The sequence below is a fragment of the Kordiimonas laminariae genome, from assembly GCF_023008165.1.
Classification (GTDB): domain Bacteria; phylum Pseudomonadota; class Alphaproteobacteria; order Sphingomonadales; family Kordiimonadaceae; genus Kordiimonas; species Kordiimonas laminariae.
In genome coordinates, this window is record NZ_JAKQZA010000002.1 from 45209 (window position 1) to 66813 (window position 21605).

The window sequence follows — 21605 nt, forward strand, 5'->3', positions numbered from 1 at the left end:
GTTAAATACCGATTAAGGTAGTCCGTACTCTGCCAGCAATAAATTTCCCCGCTGTGCTTCCAAATTTAGTGACCTTTTCCTGAAAACCGTCCAGCTCCCCTTTCAAGGTGCCCGTCGCGGTATTCAGTGCATTAATCTGTTTCTGCATCTCATCACTATTTTCAATACTGCCTTGAACTGCTCCAGCGGCATCTCTAATAGCCTGTAACTGTGCTCTTAACGAGGTAACCGTATCATCCAACTCCTTACGGGCTTCTGCGATATCGGCATCAAAAGCGGTAATCACGCCGGTGCTATCATTAGTGAATTTATCTAACTTTTCGGCTACAGCCCCTACAAAGTCTTCAACAACCTTATCAACCGCAGCATCAACATTTACTTTGGTACGGCCTACAACTTCAGCTGTTTCAGCATCCATGTTTTGTTCTACGATATCCCAATTTAAGCGAAACTTACTCATAATCCCCTCCTATAATGCTGCCGGTTGTTTTATAACGTTATCAACCACGGGCTCGATGCTTTCCTTCACTTTCTTTTGTAAGGCATCAAGCGCATCCGATTTAAAGTCAGAAAAAACAGAACGTGCGGTTTCTTCTACATCATCTAAATCGTCAGCAAGTTCTTCCTTAACAGCTCCCAAAAGGTCCTTACCAGAAGTCTTCAAATCATCAGCACTCACAGCGCCAGATTTCGACGAGAACGCTCCAGCTATCAGCCCCTGCCCAAAAGAGCGAAGACCTAACTGGAAGAATGAATTCTTTCCAAAACCCGATGATTCAAGCTGCCTTTTAATTTGCACAGCACCGTTTGAGATTGCTTCCTGCGATGTAAGTACTAGATCATAACCCTCAGGCACTGTTGGATCAGGGCCTAAATCAATATCTTCTTTTGTAAGAACTGGCATATCCTCCAGCGCTTTGACATATTTAGCATCAATCTTCGCGTAGATTTCCTGACGTTTACCTTTGAGCTTTTCCAAAGCTTCTTCTTCTGCAGCTTCCAAGGCCTTAATACCTCTTTCATATGCAGTAAGCCTGATATCTAGATACGCTGCGGCAGCAGCCATATATTTTGCGTCAGCATCTTTCACCTCAAGCGCCACATCTTTGTCGTTTGGAAATTTCTTTTGTTTTTCCCGCGCGGCAAGCGATAACTGTTCAAGAGCATTTGCCCGGTGCTGCAGCTCTTGCATTTCTTTATCCAGCTGCTGGTCCAACAGCTGAAGAGCTGTTTTCTTATCTGCCCGCACGGCTGTAATCGTTTCAAAATAGAGCGTGTCGATCTTTGCGAGAGCTGTTGCCTTAATTTGTTTTAAGGGCTCAACTGCCTGCTTATTTTCTTCGTTCAACCGACCTTCTAAAAGACTTCGCAGTGTCTCACGTGTCTTAATATGCGCCGCCACCTGTTGTTCATGGTTCTTTTTCAATTGCTCAACAGCCAGTTTTGCATTCGCAGAGGTATGTTCAACCTGCGTGGCCACCTGTATCGCCCCGTCCTTGCCCACACATGCGCCCAAGGTTACTGACACCCCTAAAATAAGCAGTAGTTTCTGTGGTGAAGCACTTAGGTGCATTTTATCAAAAAGCTTCAAAATCATTATAGTTCCCCTCACTATTTGCTCACCGCTGCAGCTTTGGCTTTGTCAGAAACCTTATCAACCTCCAGTGCCAGATTGGATTTCACAGCATCTTTCAAGACCACCTTAAACTCTTCAAAGTTTCCGGGTTTGTTGTCGTTAAAACTGACATCGGCCAGTCTTTTCCTCGCAGCTTGCCCATATTGAACATCGATCTTGGCTTCCGCCAAACCGAACCGAGGAATAATTTTATTGATTGCTTCTTTAAGAATACCTGTGAGACGTTCACTCGCGAAGCCTGCGGAGAAAGCAAAAATTAGAAACCACGGTAAATTTGATAGATTCACCTGCGCGTTAGTTACTCCGGCAATGACAAATGCCACCACAATCAGTGCTACAACTGGCGCAATAAGAAGCTGTGGAAACACAAGAAGGAAACGCGTCGCGCTATACGGTGTCGCTGGGTTACCATCAGTTGATTTATATTCAGGCAAGCTCGCTCTAGTAGCTTTGGATAGGGATACAAGCGTATTCAACAAAACCCCTACCAATGACCAAAACACCAATTCAAAGATCCAGCCATATCCATCATGATAGAGCCATAAGAACTTTAAATCGTAATCCTTTGCAACAGCATCATCATAGAGCTTTTGGACAACTTTTTTTTCATTTGCGATTTGTTTGCGCAGACTTTCGATTAAATATTCAATCTGCGTAGACTTATTCTCATAGAACTTACTACGGTTTACCTCAAACCACGCAGTTAAAGCGGTAAGGTCTGCAGCTTTATATTCTGCATCAGTAGCAGGCAGAATACCTTGTTCATTGATTTTTGCGATGCCAGCCCTATCCAAAATCTGTGGTAAACTAATATCGAGACGCCGTGCTAATCTACCAGCGTTATCCAGGATAGATTTTCGCTCCTCAAAGGCAACTTCCCTTTGTTTTTTAAAACTGGCATCCAATTCCTCAACAATCTCTTTTGATCGTTCTGGAGAGAAGAACTTCGCTAAGATATCCTTTTTCACATCAACTTCGAGATATCCAACGGGCATAATTTCAAAAGCATCGCCCCACGGTTTATCCGGAACGTCTCGAAAAATGTGCACAAACGTATAGAAAACGAATAAAATGACCATGATAGCCATGGTAAAAGCAAAGGCCTTTGCCTTACTTCGAAAAGCCAGCAATAAGCTTGTTGAAAAATCATCTGATGGTGCTGTACGCGATTGATTTGCTGCCATCTGATATGGTGGTGTATTTGATGCCATATCTGCCCCCTCACTGCAAAGTTCGGAGGATGCTATCATTAAGTGTTATTCAACCTAAGAAAAATCCTTAAAATATTATTAAAATATTCTCCAACAAGAAAGTTACATTATATTTATCAATATCTTATATTATACATATTTAACCAAAAAAGCTAAGCACCACCGAACACTTTAAAATTGAACATCAACTTTTAATTTTATTCTATAAAGATTAAAACAAACGACTCGCTAAAGTGTTGCAACTATTAGCTATATATTATCCCTTTCACGCTATGTGTATAACTGGTTTTCCTTGATTTCTGTCGTTTCAAGGCCTAGAAGCCGCCTTTAAGACTCTCACAGGAAGCAGAGTAATCCCCAACACAAGGGCCAACACCGTGTCTAAACCGTTTGCTATTCCAAAGCTGTCACTCTCTGAGTATAAAACCGAAACCCTTTCCGGGCTTACCGTTGCCTTGGCGCTAGTACCAGAGGCAGTAGCGTTTGCCTTTGTTGCACAAGTTAATCCTCTTGTAGGCCTTTATGCCGCCTTTATCGTAGGCCTTGTAACAGCACTTATCGGCGGTCGCCCTGGCATGATTTCGGGCGCGACAGGCGCACTTGCTGTTGTGATGGTAAGCTTGGTAGTTACCCACGGTGTACAGTATCTGTTCGCAACAGTTATCCTTATGGGAATACTCCAGATATTTGCCGGAGCTTTTAAGCTCGGGAAATTCATCAGGATGGTACCTCATCCAGTAATGTTAGGTTTTGTAAACGGTCTTGCTATCGTTATTTTCCTAGCGCAGCTTGGCCAGTTCAAAGTGGCGGGTACTGGCGAATGGATGCCGACAGACCAGCTTACAATGATGCTTGGTCTCAGCTTCCTTACAATGGGAACTATCTGGCTTGGTTCCAAGTATGTGAAGGCGTTCCCGGCCCCGCTTCTCGGAATTCTTGTTGTTTCAGCCATCGTGATTGGCTTTAACATTGATGTACCGCGCGTAGGTGATATGGCTTCTATCAGCGGTGGTTTACCTGACTTCGCTGTTCCTGATGTGCCGTTCAATTTTGAAACATTCAAAATTATCTTCCCGTACGCAGTAATCCTGGCGGCAATTGGTCTTATTGAATCTTTGCTAACACTTAATCTAGTTGCTGAAATTACGGATGAAAAAGGCGGCACCAGCCAAGAATGTTTCGCACAAGGCGCGGCTAACTTTATTACTGGCTTCTTTGGCGGTATGGGCGGCTGTGCCATGATTGGTCAATCCATGATCAACGTAAACTCAGGTGGTCGTACCCGTGTTGCTGGAACACTGGCTGCGGTGTTTCTTCTGATCTTTATTCTGTTTGCCAGCAGCCTGATTGAACAAATTCCACTCGCAGCCCTTGTTGGTGTGATGTTTATGGTGGTAATTGGCACCTTCGCATGGTCCAGCTTCCGTATTATCAACAAAATCCCGAAAGCAGATGCTTTTGTTCTTATTCTGGTGTCTGGCGTAACGGTTGCCAGCGATCTTGCCATCGCAGTGATAGTAGGCGTTATTGTTTCGGCGCTTGTATTTGCATGGCAGGCTGCGAAACGGATTGGCGCAAACACAAGCGTGGATGATAAAGGCCAGAAAATTTACGTAATGCACGGGCCGCTTTTCTTTGGTTCAATTTCCAGCTTCAATGATCTGTTCAACCCGAAAACTGATCCAGACACTGTCGTGATTGATTTCATTGATACTCGTGTTTGGGATCATTCGGGTCTGCAGGCAATTGATGCCCTCGCAGAACGTTATAAATCAGCAGGGAAAACGCTGAAACTACGCCACCTTAGCGCAGACTGCCAACACCTGTTAACAAAGGGTGGAAACAGGGTTGAAGTAGCACCAAGCGAAGATCCAGAATATGGTATCGCAATGGATTATGAAGGCCGGCTGGAACATTAAGGCGGCTCAAAACAACCGCATTTAGGAGAAGGGAAGCTAATACAGCTTCCCTTTTTCATTGGTTGACATAAAGCCTTCTTCCGCCCAAGCTAACATTTGGGCACGGGTACAGTAATGATGCTGACCCCAGAATTTGTGAGGGGCTATGAGTTTCGCAATCAGAGACGCAACACCAGATGATCTGGAAGCAACATACGGCTTAGCACAAGCTATGGCCGTGAATGATGAAGCTGAGGAATATTTCCAAATCACCAAAGAACAGTTTGCCGATGCAGCTTTTGGTGAAGGCAAACGCTTCAATATTTTAGTTGCGGAAGAAGAAGGTAACGTTGTGGGAATGGCAACCTACTATGAACGTTTCCATATCTGGTTTGGCGAAGACCTGATCGAGATTGATGATCTCTATGTAAGCAATGATGCCCGTGGGCACGGTATTGGCTCCAAACTCCTCAAGGAAATTGGCCGCATGGGTAAAGAACGTGGTGTTCATATCCGTTGGGGTGTAGAGCGAGAAAACTTCAGCACCATTGCTTTTTACCGCCGCATGGGCGTGGAATACCACAACAAGGGTATCTGCATCTGGGCACCAGAAGACGTTCAGGTAGATTAATCACATTACCAATGTGAACGGTTGCTTTGAGAGTGATACGCCGTTCACAATGATCTCAAGCTGGTGTTCACCAGCATAATATTTCCTTGTAGTGATTGGCTTGATGGCATGTTTGCGACCAGCTTTCAATGCACCCGTTTTATCTAGTTTCGTATCTTTCCATTTGAAAACCTTTGGTGCAGTGCTCCCGTTCGCTTTTACAAAGTGAATAGCATAATCAACCATCACTCCCTGCTCTTTCACACCACCTGAAAAAGCTACATCAAACGCCAGCGCTTCACCGTAAACCACCTTGGATGTGTGGATACGGATATCAGCTTTCATTTTACCGACAGCACCATAATCGAAAGCCTGAAGAACACCTTTGTGCCCTTGTTTTATCAGCGTACGGCATGCATGCCTTACCAAGCGTTCTCGATTTTTACTGGCATCCTTAAGCCAATCTGCCGCTATACCAGCAACCAAATCAGGATGATCTTTCGCGATGTCGTTCAGATGATTAGCCACCGAGCGTCGCACATATTCTTCTTCATCATCCCTGAGCGCTTCCAGATACGGCAACATCGGTGCAGGATCAGTCACAAGCGCCTTAAGCTGTATCCCCCAAGGCAGCCGGGGCCTCGACCCTTCACTCACCAAACGCCGTACATGGCGGTTTTTATCCTTAATCCATTCCCTAAACACTGAGGCGCAATAATCGGGGTATTTAGCAATGAAAGGCCGTATCGCAAACTCAGCGCTAAACCGTTTCGTTAGTTCTTTCAAAACCGGCAGCGCCTTTTCTGGCACATCAATACCGCGTTTAGTGACTGCATCAATAAGCGGCCAAGCAGGAAAACCTCTTAGGCCCGTTTCATCACATTCTACAGGCGCAAGTTCCGTATTATCCTCTGCGGGATGCATAGCGCCTAAAAGTATATTGGCAAATTCATCAAAACCAGCGGGTAAAAATCGATCAAGCCGATCAACAATCAACCCCACACGCTCTTTAAGCTCAAGCGCTTCAAGCGTTTCCATACAACTGCAAATAAAATCATCACGCCTGAATGCAGGATAAGTACGTTTTAAAATATCAGCCATTAAGGTGATAACCTGTTCGTTAAATGCATTTTTAAACGCTTCAGCCATATTGAACTTCCAATAAAATGTTCACTTAATGTTCTCAAATTAACTAAACCTGTCAAAACCGCAAGATACTTGACGCATCTCTACTGCCATGCAACAGACACTTTATGTTTGATCTAGAAGAAGCCCAGCTTGAAAAACATTCGGTGACCATCTCAGGCCACCGCACGTCCATTTCGCTTGAACGGGGATTTTGGAAGCATCTACGCGCGCTTGCGAAAGAACAAGATCTATCGGTTAATGAACTGGTACGCCAACTGGATGAAGCCAGAGCAGGCTCGCTTTCCGGCGCGCTTAGGGTTTTTGTCCTTCAGTCTCTTGAGAAGCAGCTTTAGCAGCTTCCTGCTTCTTCCGTTCTTCTTCTCGCTTTTTCTCCTGCGCTTTTTGGAGAGCACCCAAAAGACCAAATGCCCGACTGAAAACAGCTGCGCCAGGTGTTTGTTGTTTTCCATCACCAGCAGCTTCCCGCTCTTTGAACAGAGCACTTCTAAGGCGACGCTCAATCCCTGCTATCACAAACCGTTCGAACAAACGACTTTCCCACTGTGCATTGGGGTTATTAAATGCTCCCTGATAATTTACAGGGATTGTGGGAGTATCTTTGGGCTGAGTTAATTCCAATTGCCCTTTAAGAGACATAAACTCGCTTACAAAATTAAGCTGCCCATCAATGTTGAACTTACCCCAACTGCCAGAAGCATTTGCCTGTTCAAGCAGCATTACCCCACTATCCATCGTAAATTTAGCATTTAAAACATCAAGTGGGGTAGAACCTGTACGCAGCAGCCCGCCAATATTATTCAAAAAGCCTCGGCTTGATTTAGCCGACTGCATCTGGGCAACAAGATTAGGCACACCAATAAACTCCAGCGCACCGCCCTCGCCTGAAAAATCTCCAGTCGCAGACAGAGTTGCAGCAACTGGCTTGCCTGCATTCAACGCACCGCTAAATTCTAACCCACCTTTGATGGTAGAACTCGCAAACACCTTATATCCTTGAGATTTCAAATACCTATCCAGTGCTATACCATCAGTATTCAGCGTACCATTAAAACGCTGCTCACCCTCAAGAACAGCTGTTAAATTACCACTTAAAGGTTTTCCGTTTAGTGTAGCTCCCCGCCCGAACTGAAGTTGAGCCGTTGCATCACCGAGAGCGATTGATACATCATTGGCCTCAAGGCGTTGCCCAAATATAGTAAGGTTTTTTAGAGATAACCCAATTGTTCCCACATAACTCCCGAAATTAGAGAGATCTAATTTTGTCGGTGCTCCATTACTTTGCCCCTCAGTTAAAGAGTTCACAGACCAATTTTCAATTATCCCTTGCCCCTGCAACACTTTAGCTGAGGAAAGGCTGAATTGCCCCTTTAAAAGGCCCTGCCCATTCCTTACTTCGTTCACGGAAATCGAAATATCACCAGCTTTGTCATTATAGGCCATATCAACCAGCAAGTTTTCTGCAGCGTTGAGAACCGAGGCTTCTATTCCAAGGCTTGAAAGCAATGTGCCTGCCCTGTCGTGATTGACCGTAATCTGGGCAGATGTATTCTCAGCGCCGCGATTGCCTTCAAGGGTTAACCTTGCGCCAGCAGCAGAGCCTCCAATTTTAAACCCAACTTCCTCTGAAGCAGCCTTTTTCTCCAGATCAAGCGCTAGTTCAACAGGGACATTGTTCCAATCCAAATCATCAGATATTAACTGCGCAAAGTCGGCGATATTTCGGTGATTAATGCTTCCCTGAAGATTGTAATCTGTTACGGCACCACCGCTAATACCCAATTGTCCGGTCAATAATAATTTGTCCGCACCGTTTCCAATATCTAATCCCAGACGCATATTATCCATTGGCCCAGAAAGAGAAATTTTTCCGCTCACCAATTGAAAGCCGAGTGCTCGTGCCTGAGATTTATAATCAGAACTTAAGAAGGAGCCTTGCAAAATAGGCCAAGCAATCATTTCACCATTCAGGTTAATCTCTATCTGATTGCCGATGAGAGCAGCGCCACCATTAGTAATAAAAGTAGCTCCAAGTTGTTCGGCCCCCGCATGAGAAACCTCAACCTTATTCTCCGAAACTACGGCTGTAATCTTTACCTTTTCAAGAACAGCCCCTTTATAGAGAAGCTCTTTGATTTCCAGATCAACAGCTGTTTCCAGATTAGGGAATTGAAACTCTTCATCAGATTTATCACCTGAAGTTTCAATCAAATAGGAATCCAGATTTAATTCCTCAAGGCGTAGTAAAAACTGTGTTGGCACCGGGCTGGATACCTTTCCAGAGATTCCTCCGGTAAATTTAGTGGTGTCAATTTCCCCCGTGATATCATCAAGTGTCCAACTACCGTTATTTAGTGATAGCTTTGTATTAAGTTTCGCTGCCGCCAATCTTCCTGCTGTTAATTCAGCAGGAGCCTCCAGATTAAGCCAAACCATCAGGCCTTTCAGATTACCTGAATTCAGAGCAATAGTACCGCCGCCGTTTTTTGCATTAAGCGCACCAGCAAACGTGAAACTTGTTGCCCCCGGTAGCAGAGCCTGCATCGATGTTATTGACGCTCCATCCTCTGAAAAGGAAAGAACGGCATCTACCCGCTGCCCAATACCGCTTCCAAGTTTCACGCCTTCAATAGTGAAGTCCAGTGCCCCACGGATAATACCGTCAGTTGATGCTTGAGGCTGAACCTCATTACTGTTCACAGGCACCGAAACAAGAGATTTAATCCACGCGTCTGCATCAATCACACCAAGCGCAACATTACCTGTTACATGCTGCATGCCTCTCCTGTCAGCCACCGTTACATCCAAACGCCCTCTAGTATCACCAACCATTAATTCACGGCTTACAAGCTTTGTGATATCCCCTTGCTTTTCCAGTTGAACATCAAAAGCAAATGGTAAATTGGGTGCAGAAACATCTGAACTACCTGCCGCTAAGGCAAGAGCCGAAAGCACTGTTTGCAATTCACTGCCCGACATAATGACCCTGCCAGTGACATCACCTGTACCACTAATCCGTCCGGCTACTTCAAGGGTCGAACCACCAACAGTAATATCTGTTTTCAGGGAAACCTCATCCCGCACAGAAACGGGGCGCATACGGCCGCTCGCTTCAATCACTTGTCCATTGCTGCTAAAACCACCCACCCAATCAAGCGGGCCTCTGGGCAGGCTACCTTCAATATCAAATTTGATATTCTCCAGCGTTCGTTTTTCACCGCTCTGATGTTCAAGAACAAGCGCACCACCCGAAATCCCCATACGCTCAAACGCCATATTCACATTCGCGCTTTCAGGGTTTTCTGCAACAGGCCAACCCTTCACTTTCCACGCACCACCTTCGGTTTCCGCGAGAGTGACGGACACACCGTCAAGCGACAGGCTTTGGATAGCAACCTCACCTTTAAACAAGCTACTGAAGCCAAGGCGCATCTGAATACGTTCAGCTGTTGCAACCGATTCAGAGAAACCTTCAGTATTTGGTGCCAAGCTTATGGTTTCGAGAGAAACAGAGGGGCGCGGAAAAAGCGCAAAGGAAACATCACCAGCTAGATCAACCTGCATATCGAGCTGATCAGATGCAATAGCAGACATTTCTTCCCGGTATTCATTCCAATCAAGGAAATTAAGAGCAACGGAAATCCCTACCAGCGCAATCAAAACCCCGCCTAAAAAGCCATACAGCATCTTCAAGGGCCAACTATGCTTCACAACCGATCTCCGCACTCAGAATGACAATGGAAGGTCACCGAAAATGACCTATGTTTCAATTAACTATAAGATTTAGGCAATCATTAGACGCTTTTTTCTTAACCTTTTCAATCCAGCTGTCTAAGCTGCATCAAATTTCGGATTGAGTACATATGCAACATACTGATTTTAAAATAGACTTTACTGTTGATAAACAGTGGGAAGACTTCAACGGACACATGAATGTGACCGGCTACCTTTTCTATTTCAGCAGGTCTGCAATGGCTTTTTTTGAAAGTATCGGTTTTGGCGCCGATGGCATCAAAAACGACCGCGCATCTTGGTTTGCTCTTCAACAACAACTTACCTACCTGAATGAAGTATTACCCGGCGAGAAAATCCAGCTCCATGTAAACCCTTTTGATCTCGATGAAAAGCGGATGCATTTCTGGGTGGGTATGGAAAAAGCCGCAACTGGTGAGCTAATCGCCACTATGGAATCTATGTCTATTTACGTAAACATGGACACACGAAAGAGCCAAAAACTCCCTGAAGATAAATATAAAATGCTGCAAGAGCTTGTTTCAAATTCAAAGCGCGGTATACCTGACCATATAGGTAAGGCTTTAGGGTTCAGGAAAAAGTCATAGATGGCTGATACAGAGGGAAGTATCTCCGGTAAAATAAACCGGTATATCAGGGCAACTATGTTCAGCACTGAAGGGCTGGAATTTGGCGCCATCACTCTGCTTGCTGTGCTTGTGGGTGTCATCTCCGGCTATGCTGCCATAGGCTTTTACCTCGCTATTGACTGGCTTCTTCATTTAGGTTTTGGAATTGGCGAAAAAGAATTGGCAACCGGTGCCAAATCACTCCCAGCGTGGCAAATCATAGCGGTTCCCACTATTGGCGGCCTTATTGTCGGGCAGATCATTCGCTTCATTAATAAAAATCAGGCCCGTGGTGTACCGCACGTCATTGAAGCTGCTGCTCTTCATGATAGCCGTGTCGGATTAAAGAGTGGTTTCCTGAGCGCTGCCACCACCATTATTTCACTAGGCGCAGGCGCTTCAACTGGCCGCGAAGGCCCTGTAGTACATCTGGGCGCCACACTTGCTTCATGGGTAACCCGAACACTGAAGCTTAATCCAGCTGTCGCTCGAACACTCTTAGGCTGCGGTGTTGCTGCAGCTGTTGCATCTTCATTCAATGCCCCAATTGCCGGGGTATTTTTCGCACTTGAAGTGATTATTGGTCACTATGCGCTTCATACATTCGCCCCCATCGTTATCGCAGCTATTGCGGGAACTCTTGTAAGCCGCTCCCACCTTGGTGATTTTCCGGTCTTCCATACGGCTGAATATGCCATCACTAGTTTCTGGGAATTTCCAGCCTTCTTCATGCTCGGCATAGTTTCTGCCATCATGGCTATTATCTTTATGTCAGGCCTGAACTGGAGCGATAAAATTCGGGTTCATTTCCGGTTGATCCCTATATGGCTGCATCCTGCCATTGCCGGTATCCTTCTTGGCTGCATTGCACTGGCCTATCCTGAAATTCTCAGCGTTGGCTATGAAGCAACAAGTGAAGCACTGAATGGAAACTACAGCTTTTCTCTGCTTGTTGCGCTGGTATTTGCTAAAATGGCAGCCACGATTATCTCCATCGCCGGGCGATTTGGTGGCGGAGTTTTCAGCCCTTCACTATTCCTTGGAGCTATGGTTGGTGGCTCGTTCGGCATTATTGTGGGCTCCATCTCGCCAGAGTTTGCATCCACACCCGGACTTTATGCCGTAATCGGTATGGGTGCTGTTGCATCAAGCGTTCTGGGCGCACCTATTTCAACCATGCTGATCGTGTTTGAAATCACAGGCGATTATAATGTCACCATCGCAGTGATGATCGCTTCTGCGGTTGCCAGCACCATCTCAAACATCTTCTACAAGCGCAGCATCTTCCTGATGCAGCTTGAGAACCGGGGCATCTGCCTTGAAGGCGGCCGGGCTACATACCTTCTTAAATCCGCGCGTATCTCGGATCATATGAGCAGAGACTTCTTCACTATCCGCGAAACTGAAACAGTGATTAAAGCGCGAGAGCTTCTTGTGGTTCAAGGTGGCGGCGTGTTGATTGTAACCGATGAAACAGGACAGATGCGCGGCCTGTTAAGCTTTAATCAATTACCACCAGACGCCTTTGATAACGAAGAAACAAAACAAAAACCAGTAAGCGATTTTATGCGCTCCATGGCAAACAGCGTGAAAGCAAACGATGCCATGCAAGTCGCCCTGAACCGCATGGAGAGTAGCGGTGAAGATATTCTGCCTGTTGTTTCACCAACGGAAAATCTGGTTGTGGTGGGCCTTATTCGACACCGGGATGTGATCAGCGAATATAACCGGGCTCTGCTGGAAACCCAGGGTCAACACGGATAAATCTGCTGCCTAAAACTGCATTTTCATACTAATTTCAAAATCATAAAGTTCTTGCTTCGTTCTTATGAAACCCAGTGCTATAAGCAGCACCATGATGGATGATTTTGATTTAGACGATCTGGATATGGGGCCTGCGCCTGCTGCCCCCACACCGCACGGACCACCACCTTACCTGGAAGGCCTCAACGAACCGCAGCATGAAGCTGTGATGACTGTTGATGGCCCCGTTCTTGTGCTTGCGGGCGCAGGAACCGGGAAAACCCGTGTACTAACCACACGTCTTGGCCACCTTATGGAAACAGGCAGAGCAGCGCCGTGGAATATCCTTGCGGTTACCTTTACCAACAAAGCGGCAAAGGAAATGCAGGAACGAGTTGCCCGTGTACTCGGCCGTCCTGTTGAAGGTATGTGGATCGGCACTTTCCACTCAATCTGTGTAAAAATCCTGCGCAGACATGCCGAACTGGTTGGCCTTCAGTCTAACTTCACCATCCTCGATACAGATGATCAAATCCGTCTCTTGAAGCAACTCACGCAGGCTGAAGGTATTGACGATAAGCGCTGGCCCGCGCGCCAACTGGCTGGTCTTATTGACCGCTGGAAAAACCGTGCACTCACGCCAGAACGTGTGCCTGAAGGTGAAGGCCAGGCTTATGCAAATGGCTTGGGCGCCAAATTCTACAAGCTCTATCAGGAACGCCTTAAGGTTCTAAATGCTTGTGATTTTGGTGATCTTTTAATGCATGTAATCACCATTTTTCAAAGCCATGCAGATGTTCTGAAGCAGTACCATGAACAGTTCCGCTATATTCTCGTTGATGAGTATCAGGATACAAACGTTTGCCAATACCTGTGGCTTCGTCTCCTTGCCCAGTCTACACAAAACATCTGCTGTGTGGGTGATGATGACCAATCCATTTACGGTTGGCGTGGCGCTGAGGTTGGTAACATTCTTCGTTTCTCAGATGATTTTCCGGGTGCGAAAGTAATCAGGCTTGAGCAGAACTACCGCTCAACTGGCCATATTCTTGCCGCCGCTTCAGCAATGATCACCGCCAATGAAAACCGGCTTGGTAAAACGCTTTGGACCGATAAAGGCGAAGGCGAAAAGGTTACGGTTAAGGGCGTATGGGATGGGCCTGAAGAAGCTCGCGCTATTGGTGATGAAATTGAAAACCTCCAGCGCAAACAACATGCCTTAAGCGAAATCGCCGTCCTCGTACGTACTGGCTTCCAAATGCGGGAATTCGAGGAACGCATGATCACGCTCGGTGTGCCTTACCGGGTTGTTGGCGGCCCACGCTTCTATGAACGCGCCGAAATCCGCGATGTGATGGCTTATTTGCGAGTAATTGCTCAAGCAGACGATGATTTGGCATTTGAACGCATTGTAAATGTACCAAAACGTGGCCTTGGCACGACGACAGTTCAAAAGGTCCACCATCTGGCCCGTGCCCATGAAATTTCCATGACCCGTGCGGCACGGCAGATCACAGGTCTGAATGAACTACGTCCTGCTGCACGAAAATCCCTCACACGCCTGATGGATGATTTTGACCGCTGGCGCGCAATGCTCCACACTCACAGCCACACTGAGGTAACAGAAATTCTTCTGGAAGAATCTGGCTATATGGAGATGTGGCAGAACGATAAATCTCCAGAAGCGCCCGGCAAGCTTGAAAACGTGAAAGAGCTTGTCTCTGCGATGGGTGAATTTGAAAACCTTGGCGGTTTCCTTGAGCATATCTCACTGGTCATGGAAAATGACAGTAACGATAGCCGCGAAAAAGTATCATTGATGACCCTTCACGCTGCAAAAGGCCTTGAATTTGATACTGTATTTTTGCCCGGTTGGGAGGAAGGTTTATTCCCGAACCAACGCGCCCTTGATGAAACAGGTGTAAAGGGGTTGGAGGAAGAACGAAGGCTGGCATACGTGGGCATCACCCGCGCCAAGAAAAAAGCCTTCATCTATTTCGCAGGCAGCAGACAGGTATTTGGCCAGTGGCAATCCAGCCTGCCTAGCCGCTTTGTAGATGAACTACCAACAGACCATGTAGAAATGGAATCAGAACAAGGGCTTTATTCCAACAAACCAAACCGTTCAGGTGGTTGGGGACAAAGTGATTATTCTGATGAAGGCTACTTCACATCTTCCGGCGATAAATATGGCCCCGGATGGCAGCGAGCTAGAGCCCATAAGCAAGAGCAAAACCAAGGCTATAGTGATCGCAGATACCAGGAAGTGCTGGCACCAAAGCCAAAACGTAAGAAAAAGATCGAATCAAAACCCGTAAGCGATTTCGCTATTGGAGAACGTGTGTTCCACCAAAAATTCGGATACGGTATTATTGAAGATATTGAAGGCAACAAGCTCGAGGTAAACTTCGACAAAGCGGGTTCAAAACGCGTTGTAGATAGTTTTGTTGACCCTGCCTAAAAGAACAGGACAAAGAAATGACAGATCAATCATGGTGCCTCTCCGGCGAGCTACCACTTGCTACTGCACAGAAGCTAGAGACACTGATCGAGCTAATTGCTGATGAAATAGGTGAATTTCCCCCTACTCTTTCCTACTTCGAGCAAGCTGGCAAAAACGACTGGCGTATCGAAATTTATTTCCCTACGGAGCCTGATTATAGCTTCATTACCAAAATGCTGGCCGCAGGTAACCTTCTTGATTGGGATCACGAGATTGCACCGATTGAAGAAAAAGACTGGGTTTCGGAAAGCCAAAAACTTCTGCAACCTGTTGAAGCTGGCCGCTTCTTTGTGTTTGGCAGCCATGATGCAGATCAAGCGAAAGAAGGTTCAATCAACTTGCAAATCGATGCAGGACAAGCTTTTGGTACAGGCAAACACGAAACCACGGCCGGTTGCCTAAGCGCTATTGATGGTATCGCACATACTGATTTCACACCTGAAACAGTTCTTGATTTGGGCACGGGCTCAGGTGTGCTTGCACTTGCTGCTCATAAAGTATGGTCAGATGCGCGTGTTATCGCTAGTGATATTGACCCAATCGCTATTGATGTGTGCCGTGATAACATCGTGATCAACAAAGGGGATGAACGCCCGGCAGACAGTAATCTACCCGGTATTGGCCTAGTTGTAGCGGACGGGCTTGAAGATCCGGTTTTCAAACATGATGCGCCGTTTGATTTGATTACAGCGAATATTCTGGCTGGCCCGCTTGTGGATATGGCAGGCGATATCACAGATAACTTGAAAGCTGGTGGAAAGCTTATTCTTTCAGGCCTGCTTGCAACGCAGGAAAAAGAAGTCCTCGACGCCTATCTGACGCGAGGACTAGTATCTCAGGGCAAAATTGAGAATGGGGAGTGGTTAGCGTTATCGCTTACGAAACCCTAACCAGAAAACGCCAGGCCCGGCAGCATAAAACCGGGCCATCAACTTATGCGTATGCGCCGCCTTGGAAGTTGGTCGGGAGGTCACCACCAAGGTTTGCAGGACGTACAATCTTAATGCTGATCGGACGTGCTTTTGGAAGAGCGCGCATTTGCTTCTTCTCAACCATCAGGGAGAGGAAATCGCCTTCAGCAGTAATATCTGATGCAAGGCCGCGTACACGATCTTCAATACTAACAGACGCAGACAAAGGCTTAGCAGGGGCGCTAATAGTGTGGGGGATCTGACCTTCAGAAGCCATAAGGGCCATAAAGCTGTAAGGTGCAAGTTCTGTCGTTCTTTGTGTCTGTGCCATTTTATTATCTCGTATATCGTGTGTTATGCGCGCCTCCGTTTGAGGCGTGACACTTAGATAGGCGCACGCAACATGATTAAGAAGATATTAAGATTGCAAATTAGCTATGCGTAAAACGCATAGCTTCACAGGTTATGACAGAAGCGTGAGTTCTAGCTGATTGAGAATATAATAGAGTGCTGCCATGGGGTTTGTCCCCATCACCCACATCAACCCGATTAGTGCGGCAGACCAGAACGCGATAGCCCATAACACATAAGGCTTCGCCATACGGCGTTCAAACCATAATCTTGGTTTAATACCTTTCGCTAAGAACACCACGAGGCCTGAAAGATTTACGCAAACGATATTTACAGAGAGTAGAAGCATGGCTCCATATGCCAATCTTAACTCTCCAGCACCTAACATAAATCCGAACGTGGCCGCAGGCGGCAATAAAGCTACCGCTACCATCACGCCAACAAGTGTCATGGAAAGGCCTGAAGTAAGGGATAGCACACCAGCCACACCAGATGCAGCAGCAAGGGCGACACCGCTCAAATCTACGTCTGTTCGCGCCATCAGTTCAGCACTATCAGGAATATAGCCCCAAATTACACCTACAAACATAGACATAAGAACCGCGACAGAAACGCCCGTTATACCTGTTAAGAATGCTTTGCGCATAAGGCCACGATCACCGAGCGAAGTACCAAAAGCAAATGCCAGATTTGGCCCTAAGAAAGGAGCAATTACCATAGCCCCGATAACAACCGCGATATTATCCTGAATAAGCCCAACAAGCGCAACGATTGTAGAAAAAGCAGCAAGCATTAAGTAGGTTAAATCCATATGCACGCTGGAAACCAGTTTTGGATATAACTCTTCGCGTGTATCAGACTGGCCTTGAATTCCCCCCGGCGCAGGGAGTGTCGCATCAACAGGTAATATATTAATACGTGCCTGGGCAGAGGTTTTCACTAAGTTATGAAGTTTATCAATGGTTTGCTGCCTGTTCTCTGCACTTGTTAGCAGAAAAAACATAGCATGATCATCTTCCACATCGGTACCGCGCGTGAAGGACAAAACACCTTCACTGGCCGCCATCTTGCGGATGTTATTTTCTGCTGAAATAGGTGCGGTGATTTGTAAAAGTTTTAAGGCCATAACTGCTCCTTCCCCCACGCCTGAGGGTAAGAGAGCAGTTCACAGCTTTCAATAAAAATCTTGGCTAATTTACTATCATGAAATTAACGCAAGCCATTCTTCTTCTGTCATGGTTTTTACGCCCAGATCAGTTGCTTTCTTCAGTTTGGATCCTGCGCCCGGGCCCGCTATCAATATATCTGTTTTCTTAGATACTGAGCCAGACACCTTTGCCCCCAACGCTTCTGCCTTTGCTTTGGCTTCAGCTCTTGTCATTTCCACAAGTGTACCAGTGAAAACCACAGTCTTTCCGGAAACAGGGCTATCATCGGCTTGTGCTTCAACAGGGTTGATGTTGAGTTCTTCAATCAAATTATGGAACGCTGTGCGGTTTTGATCCTCAAAATAGAAATCAGCTAAGTTCAGAATAACATCCGAACCTATGCCATCAATGGCAGCAAGTTCCTGATCATGTGCATATAGTTCGCGAGCACTATCCTGAGGAAAACGGTAATCCGCCTTGTTTCCAAGGTTGGCAACAGTCTGTAGATGTTGAACCTTGATATTTTCAGCCTTGAGCTTGCCGCTTTCAATCCGTTCCAAACGACCCGCAACAACAGTAATAAAGGCATTGCTCGCGGCAAATAATTCGTCAGGCTTCAAAGAAATCTCAAATTCTTTCAAATGCCCAAATGCAAGCAAGCAGTAATGCAAAGATGAAATTTCCTGAGGGCTGTGATCAACAGCAAACTGCCCTAAAACTTCTTTTGTCCGATTTAAATAGGTAATTAAGCCAGCCGCATCAATGAAATGACGTGCTAGCAGTTTCCCTGTTCCTTGCCCAATAGAAGGAATACCAAGGCCAAACAACATCCGGTGGAAATCAATCTCCCGGCGCTCTTCAATAGCTGCGATTAAGTTCTCTACAGACTTTTCGCCCCAACCTTCTTTCCTTGAAAGCTCATCCTGCTTTTCTGAAAGATGGAAAATATCAGCGGGCTCCCTCACCCAGCCCCATTCGTCAAATGCTTCAATCTGTTTGTTACCTAGGCCTTCGATATCAAAAGCATTACGGGAAACAAAATGCTTCAGGCGTTCCATACGCTGTGCAGAACAAATAAGCCCACCAGAACAGCGCACAACAACATCATCCCCTTCAGCTGCGGCATGGGAACCACATACAGGACATTCAGAAGGGAATACAAACGGCGCAGCATCCGAAGGCCGTTTATCGGCAACCACTTCAACCACTTGCGGGATAACATCACCAGCCCGCTGAATGACCACTGTATCCCCGATACGCACGCCAAGACGCTCAATCTCATCCCGGTTATGAAGTGTTGCGTTAGAGACAACCACACCGCCAACCGTAACTGGTTCTAATTTAGCAACAGGTGTTAGTGCGCCAGTACGGCCCACCTGAATATCAATGTCTTTCAGAAGCGTTGTTGCTTTCTCTGCCGGGAACTTGTGTGCAATAGCCCAACGCGGTGCGCGCGCCACCATACCGAGACGGTCTTGGTAATCAAGGCGATCAACTTTATAAACCACGCCATCGATATCATAATCGAGAGATGCACGTTGTTCTTCGATCAAGCGGTACTGGCTGATAACGCCTGCAGCTCCGTCAAATGCCTGCATCATCGGGTTCACATCAAAGCCCCAAGCCTTGAAGAGTTCTACCATACCCATCTGCGTATCAGCAGGAAGTTCAGACACTTCCCCCCACGCGTAGGCAAAGAATTTGAGTGGACGGCTCGCAGTGATACTTACATCCAATTGGCGGAGCGATCCCGCGGCTGCATTCCTTGGATTGGCGAAAACCTTATCACCTTTGGCTTCATTGTCCGCGTTCAGTTTGGCAAAATCTTCTTTGCCCATGTAGACTTCACCGCGTACTTCAAGCACATCTGGCCAACCCTCACCGGCTAGTTTGTGAGGGATATTTTCAATGGTTTTAGCATTGGCGGTTACATTTTCACCAACAGCGCCATCACCACGGGTTGCCGCTTGAACAAGCACACCTTTTTCGTAGCGTACGGCTAGCGAGAGACCATCAATCTTGGGCTCAGCCGTCATACGAATTGTTTCTACAACACCAAGGAAACGGCGCACCTTGCCTTCAAATTCAACAACATCATCATCATTAAATGCATTATCAAGCGAGAGCATTGGCCTCGCATGCGTTACTTTACCAAACTTATCCTGCTTAACGGCAACACCCACCCGGCCAGAAGGGCTATCCTTACGAATAAGCTCAGGAAAACGTTCTTCGATAGCGCTATTGCGCTGTCTTAGTGCATCATATTCAGCGTCAGAAACGGTTGGTTCATCATCCGCATAATATTTCTGATCATGGAATTTAATCTCGGTTGCCAGACGCGCCAGCTCCAGCCGAGCTTCCGTTTTAGTAAGCCCTTCAACAGAAACAGTGAATAGTGATGACATTCTTTATCCGTCAGTATTTAAAAGTTGGTCCGCAGCGGCTCGTGCTGCATCGGTGATTTCCGCGCCCGCCAGCATACGCGCAATTTCCTCGCGGCGCTCGCTATTTGTGAGTTCAGCGACAGAAGTACGAGTTTCGCCCTTTTGATCGGCTTTAGAAATCTGGAATTGAACATCCCCGCATGCGGCAACCTGCGGGCTATGGGTTACCACAAGGATTTGTGCATTCTTTGAAAGGCGTTTCAGGCGCTCGCCAACAGCACTGGCGGTCGCACCGCCGATGCCTTTATCCACCTCGTCAAACACCATCACAGGTGCAGCACCACCTTCAGCAAGAACTACCTTCAGCGCTAGAATAAAACGTGCAAGCTCACCACCGGAGGCCACTTTTATCATAGGCCCAAACGGCGTACTCGGGTTAGTTTTCACCTCAAAGGTAATACGTTCACCGCCAAGCTGGGTCCATTCTGAGCGATCCAGTGGTTCAATAAGCGTGCGGAAAATAGCTTTTTCCAGCTTGAGCGGCGGTAATTCAGCAGTAACCTGTTTATCAAGTTTCTTTGCAGCCTGCTCACGCTTTTTACTAAGCTTTTCAACAGCGGCTTCCATCGCAGCTTCAGCTTCTTTGAGCTCTCGCCTTGCTTCGGCAACCAGTTCTTCGCCTTTGGAAAGCGCTTGTGCCTGCCCTTCGAATTTCTGAGAGATAGATGCTAGGTCATCAGGCTGACAGTTATGTTTGCGTGCAAGGCGACGAATTTCAAAAAGCCGTTCTTCGATCGCTTCAAGGTCCTGCGGATCAAAATTAATATCCCGCATCAAACCTTCAAGCGTTTCAATCCCTTCCGCAAGTTCAATAGAAGCCCGATCAAGCGCCTGAATAACCGGCATTACAAGTTCAGCTGCCCCGCCTTCTGTGCGTTCCATACGGCGCAACACACCTCGAAGCACTGAATCAACGCCGTTTCGGCCTGATAGCTCAGCATGATAGGAATCTAAATCTTCAGAAAGTTTCTCGCCCTGCATCATCAAAGTGCGTTGTTGGCTTAGTTCGCCCTCTTCTCCAATTTCTGGATTAAGCGCTGCCAGCTCTTCCTGTGCATGAAGGATATATTCTTCATCCTGTTGAACAGCTTCAAGGTCCGCTTCCATTTGCGCTAATTTTTTCTTGGCAACCTGAAGCGCTTTGTGTGCTTTCTTAACTACACCCAGTTCTTTATCATAACCACCAAAAGCATCGAGAAGTGCACGGTGTGCACCCGGCTCCAGAAGGCTTCTGTCATCATGTTGTCCGTGAACTTCGAGAAGTTGTTCACCTATTTGAGAGAGAAGTGCCTGTCCAACAGGTTGATCATTGAGCCAAGCCCGACTACGGCCATCGGTAGTAATTTGCCGCCGGACAACAATAATTCCATCACCATGATCCACACCCTGATCATCGAGCAGCATGCAGATTTCATGATCTTGAGAAAGTGTGAATTCAGCAGAAACACTGCCTTGTTTTTGGCCTTGTCGTACAAGTGCCCGTACAGCACGTGCACCTGTTGCCAAGCCAAGGCTATCCAGCAAAATGGATTTCCCTGCGCCTGTCTCCCCGGTGAGTACAGTAAGACCTTGGTCAAACCCAAGGTCCAACTTATCAATCAGGACAATATCTCGAATGCTGAGGCTGGTCAGCATCCCTTCCC

The 21605-nt window shown here is 46.7% G+C and carries 16 protein-coding genes; 7 read left to right on the forward strand and 9 right to left on the reverse strand.

The window, feature by feature from the left end; translation table 11 throughout:
• Position 1: 1 nt before the first annotated feature.
• From MF542_RS03625 to MF542_RS03635, 3 genes are read right to left on the reverse strand one after another with little or no spacing between them, the layout of a single operon-like run.
• Positions 2-460 carry a hypothetical protein gene (locus MF542_RS03625; protein WP_247016065.1) on the reverse strand — a complete coding sequence of 153 codons (459 nt, stop codon included), beginning with the start codon at positions 458-460 and terminating at the stop codon, positions 2-4.
• Positions 461-469: 9 nt separating this feature from the next.
• On the reverse strand, positions 470-1597 hold the full coding sequence (locus MF542_RS03630) for a hypothetical protein (protein ID WP_247016067.1): 1128 nt from the start codon (positions 1595-1597) through the stop codon (positions 470-472).
• A 14-nt stretch (positions 1598-1611) separates the two neighbouring features.
• On the reverse strand, positions 1612-2847 hold the full coding sequence (locus MF542_RS03635) for a hypothetical protein (protein WP_247016069.1): 1236 nt from the start codon (positions 2845-2847) through the stop codon (positions 1612-1614).
• Positions 2848-3224: 377 nt separating this feature from the next.
• Here MF542_RS03635 and MF542_RS03640 point away from each other — a divergent pair, with 377 nt between their 5' ends.
• Both MF542_RS03640 and MF542_RS03645 read left to right on the forward strand, forming a co-directional pair.
• Complete coding sequence (locus MF542_RS03640) at positions 3225-4766, forward strand: SulP family inorganic anion transporter (RefSeq protein WP_247016071.1); 1542 nt, start codon at positions 3225-3227, stop codon at positions 4764-4766.
• A 145-nt stretch (positions 4767-4911) separates the two neighbouring features.
• Positions 4912-5376, forward strand: a complete 465-nt coding sequence (locus MF542_RS03645; protein WP_247016073.1) for a GNAT family N-acetyltransferase — start codon at positions 4912-4914, stop codon at positions 5374-5376.
• Here MF542_RS03645 and MF542_RS03650 read toward each other — a convergent pair whose 3' ends face one another.
• The gene (locus MF542_RS03650; RefSeq protein WP_247016075.1) at positions 5377-6504 is read right to left on the reverse strand and encodes a DNA alkylation repair protein; all 1128 of its coding nucleotides are present in this window, start codon (positions 6502-6504) and stop codon (positions 5377-5379) included.
• 104 nt (positions 6505-6608) lie between these two features.
• Here MF542_RS03650 and MF542_RS03655 point away from each other — a divergent pair, with 104 nt between their 5' ends.
• Positions 6609-6836 (forward strand): ribbon-helix-helix domain-containing protein, encoded by a 228-nt coding sequence (locus MF542_RS03655; protein ID WP_247016077.1) that lies wholly within the window; start codon positions 6609-6611, stop codon positions 6834-6836.
• Here MF542_RS03655 and MF542_RS03660 read toward each other — a convergent pair.
• A complete protein-coding gene (locus MF542_RS03660; protein WP_247016079.1) occupies positions 6796-10212 on the reverse strand; it encodes an AsmA family protein in 3417 nt (1138 codons plus the stop codon). The genes MF542_RS03655 and MF542_RS03660 overlap by 41 nt on opposite strands.
• A gap of 152 nt (positions 10213-10364) precedes the next feature.
• Between MF542_RS03660 and MF542_RS03665 the strand changes: the two genes are divergently transcribed.
• The 4 genes from MF542_RS03665 to MF542_RS03680 all read left to right on the forward strand — a co-directional run bounded on the left by MF542_RS03665 (position 10365) and on the right by MF542_RS03680 (position 15998).
• Positions 10365-10841 (forward strand): acyl-CoA thioesterase, encoded by a 477-nt coding sequence (locus MF542_RS03665; protein ID WP_247016081.1) that lies wholly within the window; start codon positions 10365-10367, stop codon positions 10839-10841.
• Complete coding sequence (locus MF542_RS03670; protein WP_247016083.1) at positions 10842-12626, forward strand: chloride channel protein; 1785 nt, start codon at positions 10842-10844, stop codon at positions 12624-12626.
• Positions 12627-12717: 91 nt separating this feature from the next.
• Positions 12718-15066, forward strand: a complete 2349-nt coding sequence (locus MF542_RS03675; RefSeq protein WP_247016084.1) for an ATP-dependent helicase — start codon at positions 12718-12720, stop codon at positions 15064-15066.
• A gap of 17 nt (positions 15067-15083) precedes the next feature.
• Positions 15084-15998 carry a 50S ribosomal protein L11 methyltransferase gene (locus MF542_RS03680; RefSeq protein ID WP_247016086.1) on the forward strand — a complete coding sequence of 305 codons (915 nt, stop codon included), beginning with the start codon at positions 15084-15086 and terminating at the stop codon, positions 15996-15998.
• A 43-nt stretch (positions 15999-16041) separates the two neighbouring features.
• Here the strand turns inward: MF542_RS03680 and MF542_RS03685 are convergent, their stop codons facing one another.
• From MF542_RS03685 to recN, 4 genes are all read right to left on the reverse strand, one after another.
• On the reverse strand, positions 16042-16350 hold the full coding sequence (locus MF542_RS03685; RefSeq protein ID WP_247016088.1) for a hypothetical protein: 309 nt from the start codon (positions 16348-16350) through the stop codon (positions 16042-16044).
• A 132-nt stretch (positions 16351-16482) separates the two neighbouring features.
• Positions 16483-17496 (reverse strand): TIGR00341 family protein, encoded by a 1014-nt coding sequence (locus MF542_RS03690; protein WP_247016090.1) that lies wholly within the window; start codon positions 17494-17496, stop codon positions 16483-16485.
• A 75-nt stretch (positions 17497-17571) separates the two neighbouring features.
• Entirely contained in the window at positions 17572-19923 is a 2352-nt protein-coding gene (ligA, locus tag MF542_RS03695) for an NAD-dependent DNA ligase LigA (RefSeq protein ID WP_247016092.1), read from the reverse strand.
• A gap of 3 nt (positions 19924-19926) precedes the next feature.
• Positions 19927-21597: a DNA repair protein RecN gene (gene recN, locus MF542_RS03700; protein WP_247016094.1), complete on the reverse strand. Its 1671-nt coding sequence runs from the start codon at positions 21595-21597 to the stop codon at positions 19927-19929.
• Between the last annotated feature and the right edge of the window lie 8 nt (positions 21598-21605).

Excerpts from the sequence above, each read along its gene's own strand:
- MF542_RS03625 (WP_247016065.1), bottom strand. The coding sequence starts at position 460 with ATGAGTAAGTTTCGCTTAAATTGGGATATCGTAGAACAAAACATGGAT.
- MF542_RS03630 (WP_247016067.1), bottom strand. The coding sequence starts at position 1,597 with ATGATTTTGAAGCTTTTTGATAAAATGCACCTAAGTGCTTCACCACAG.
- MF542_RS03635 (WP_247016069.1), bottom strand. The coding sequence starts at position 2,847 with ATGGCATCAAATACACCACCATATCAGATGGCAGCAAATCAATCGCGT.
- MF542_RS03645 (WP_247016073.1), top strand. The coding sequence starts at position 4,912 with ATGAGTTTCGCAATCAGAGACGCAACACCAGATGATCTGGAAGCAACA.
- MF542_RS03650 (WP_247016075.1), bottom strand. The coding sequence starts at position 6,504 with ATGGCTGAAGCGTTTAAAAATGCATTTAACGAACAGGTTATCACCTTA.
- MF542_RS03655 (WP_247016077.1), top strand. The coding sequence starts at position 6,609 with ATGTTTGATCTAGAAGAAGCCCAGCTTGAAAAACATTCGGTGACCATC.
- MF542_RS03665 (WP_247016081.1), top strand. The coding sequence starts at position 10,365 with ATGCAACATACTGATTTTAAAATAGACTTTACTGTTGATAAACAGTGG.
- MF542_RS03670 (WP_247016083.1), top strand. The coding sequence starts at position 10,842 with ATGGCTGATACAGAGGGAAGTATCTCCGGTAAAATAAACCGGTATATC.
- MF542_RS03675 (WP_247016084.1), top strand. The coding sequence starts at position 12,718 with ATGATGGATGATTTTGATTTAGACGATCTGGATATGGGGCCTGCGCCT.
- MF542_RS03680 (WP_247016086.1), top strand. The coding sequence starts at position 15,084 with ATGACAGATCAATCATGGTGCCTCTCCGGCGAGCTACCACTTGCTACT.
- MF542_RS03685 (WP_247016088.1), bottom strand. The coding sequence starts at position 16,350 with ATGGCACAGACACAAAGAACGACAGAACTTGCACCTTACAGCTTTATG.
- MF542_RS03690 (WP_247016090.1), bottom strand. The coding sequence starts at position 17,496 with ATGGCCTTAAAACTTTTACAAATCACCGCACCTATTTCAGCAGAAAAT.
- ligA (WP_247016092.1), bottom strand. The coding sequence starts at position 19,923 with ATGTCATCACTATTCACTGTTTCTGTTGAAGGGCTTACTAAAACGGAA.
- recN (WP_247016094.1), bottom strand. The coding sequence starts at position 21,597 with ATGCTGACCAGCCTCAGCATTCGAGATATTGTCCTGATTGATAAGTTG.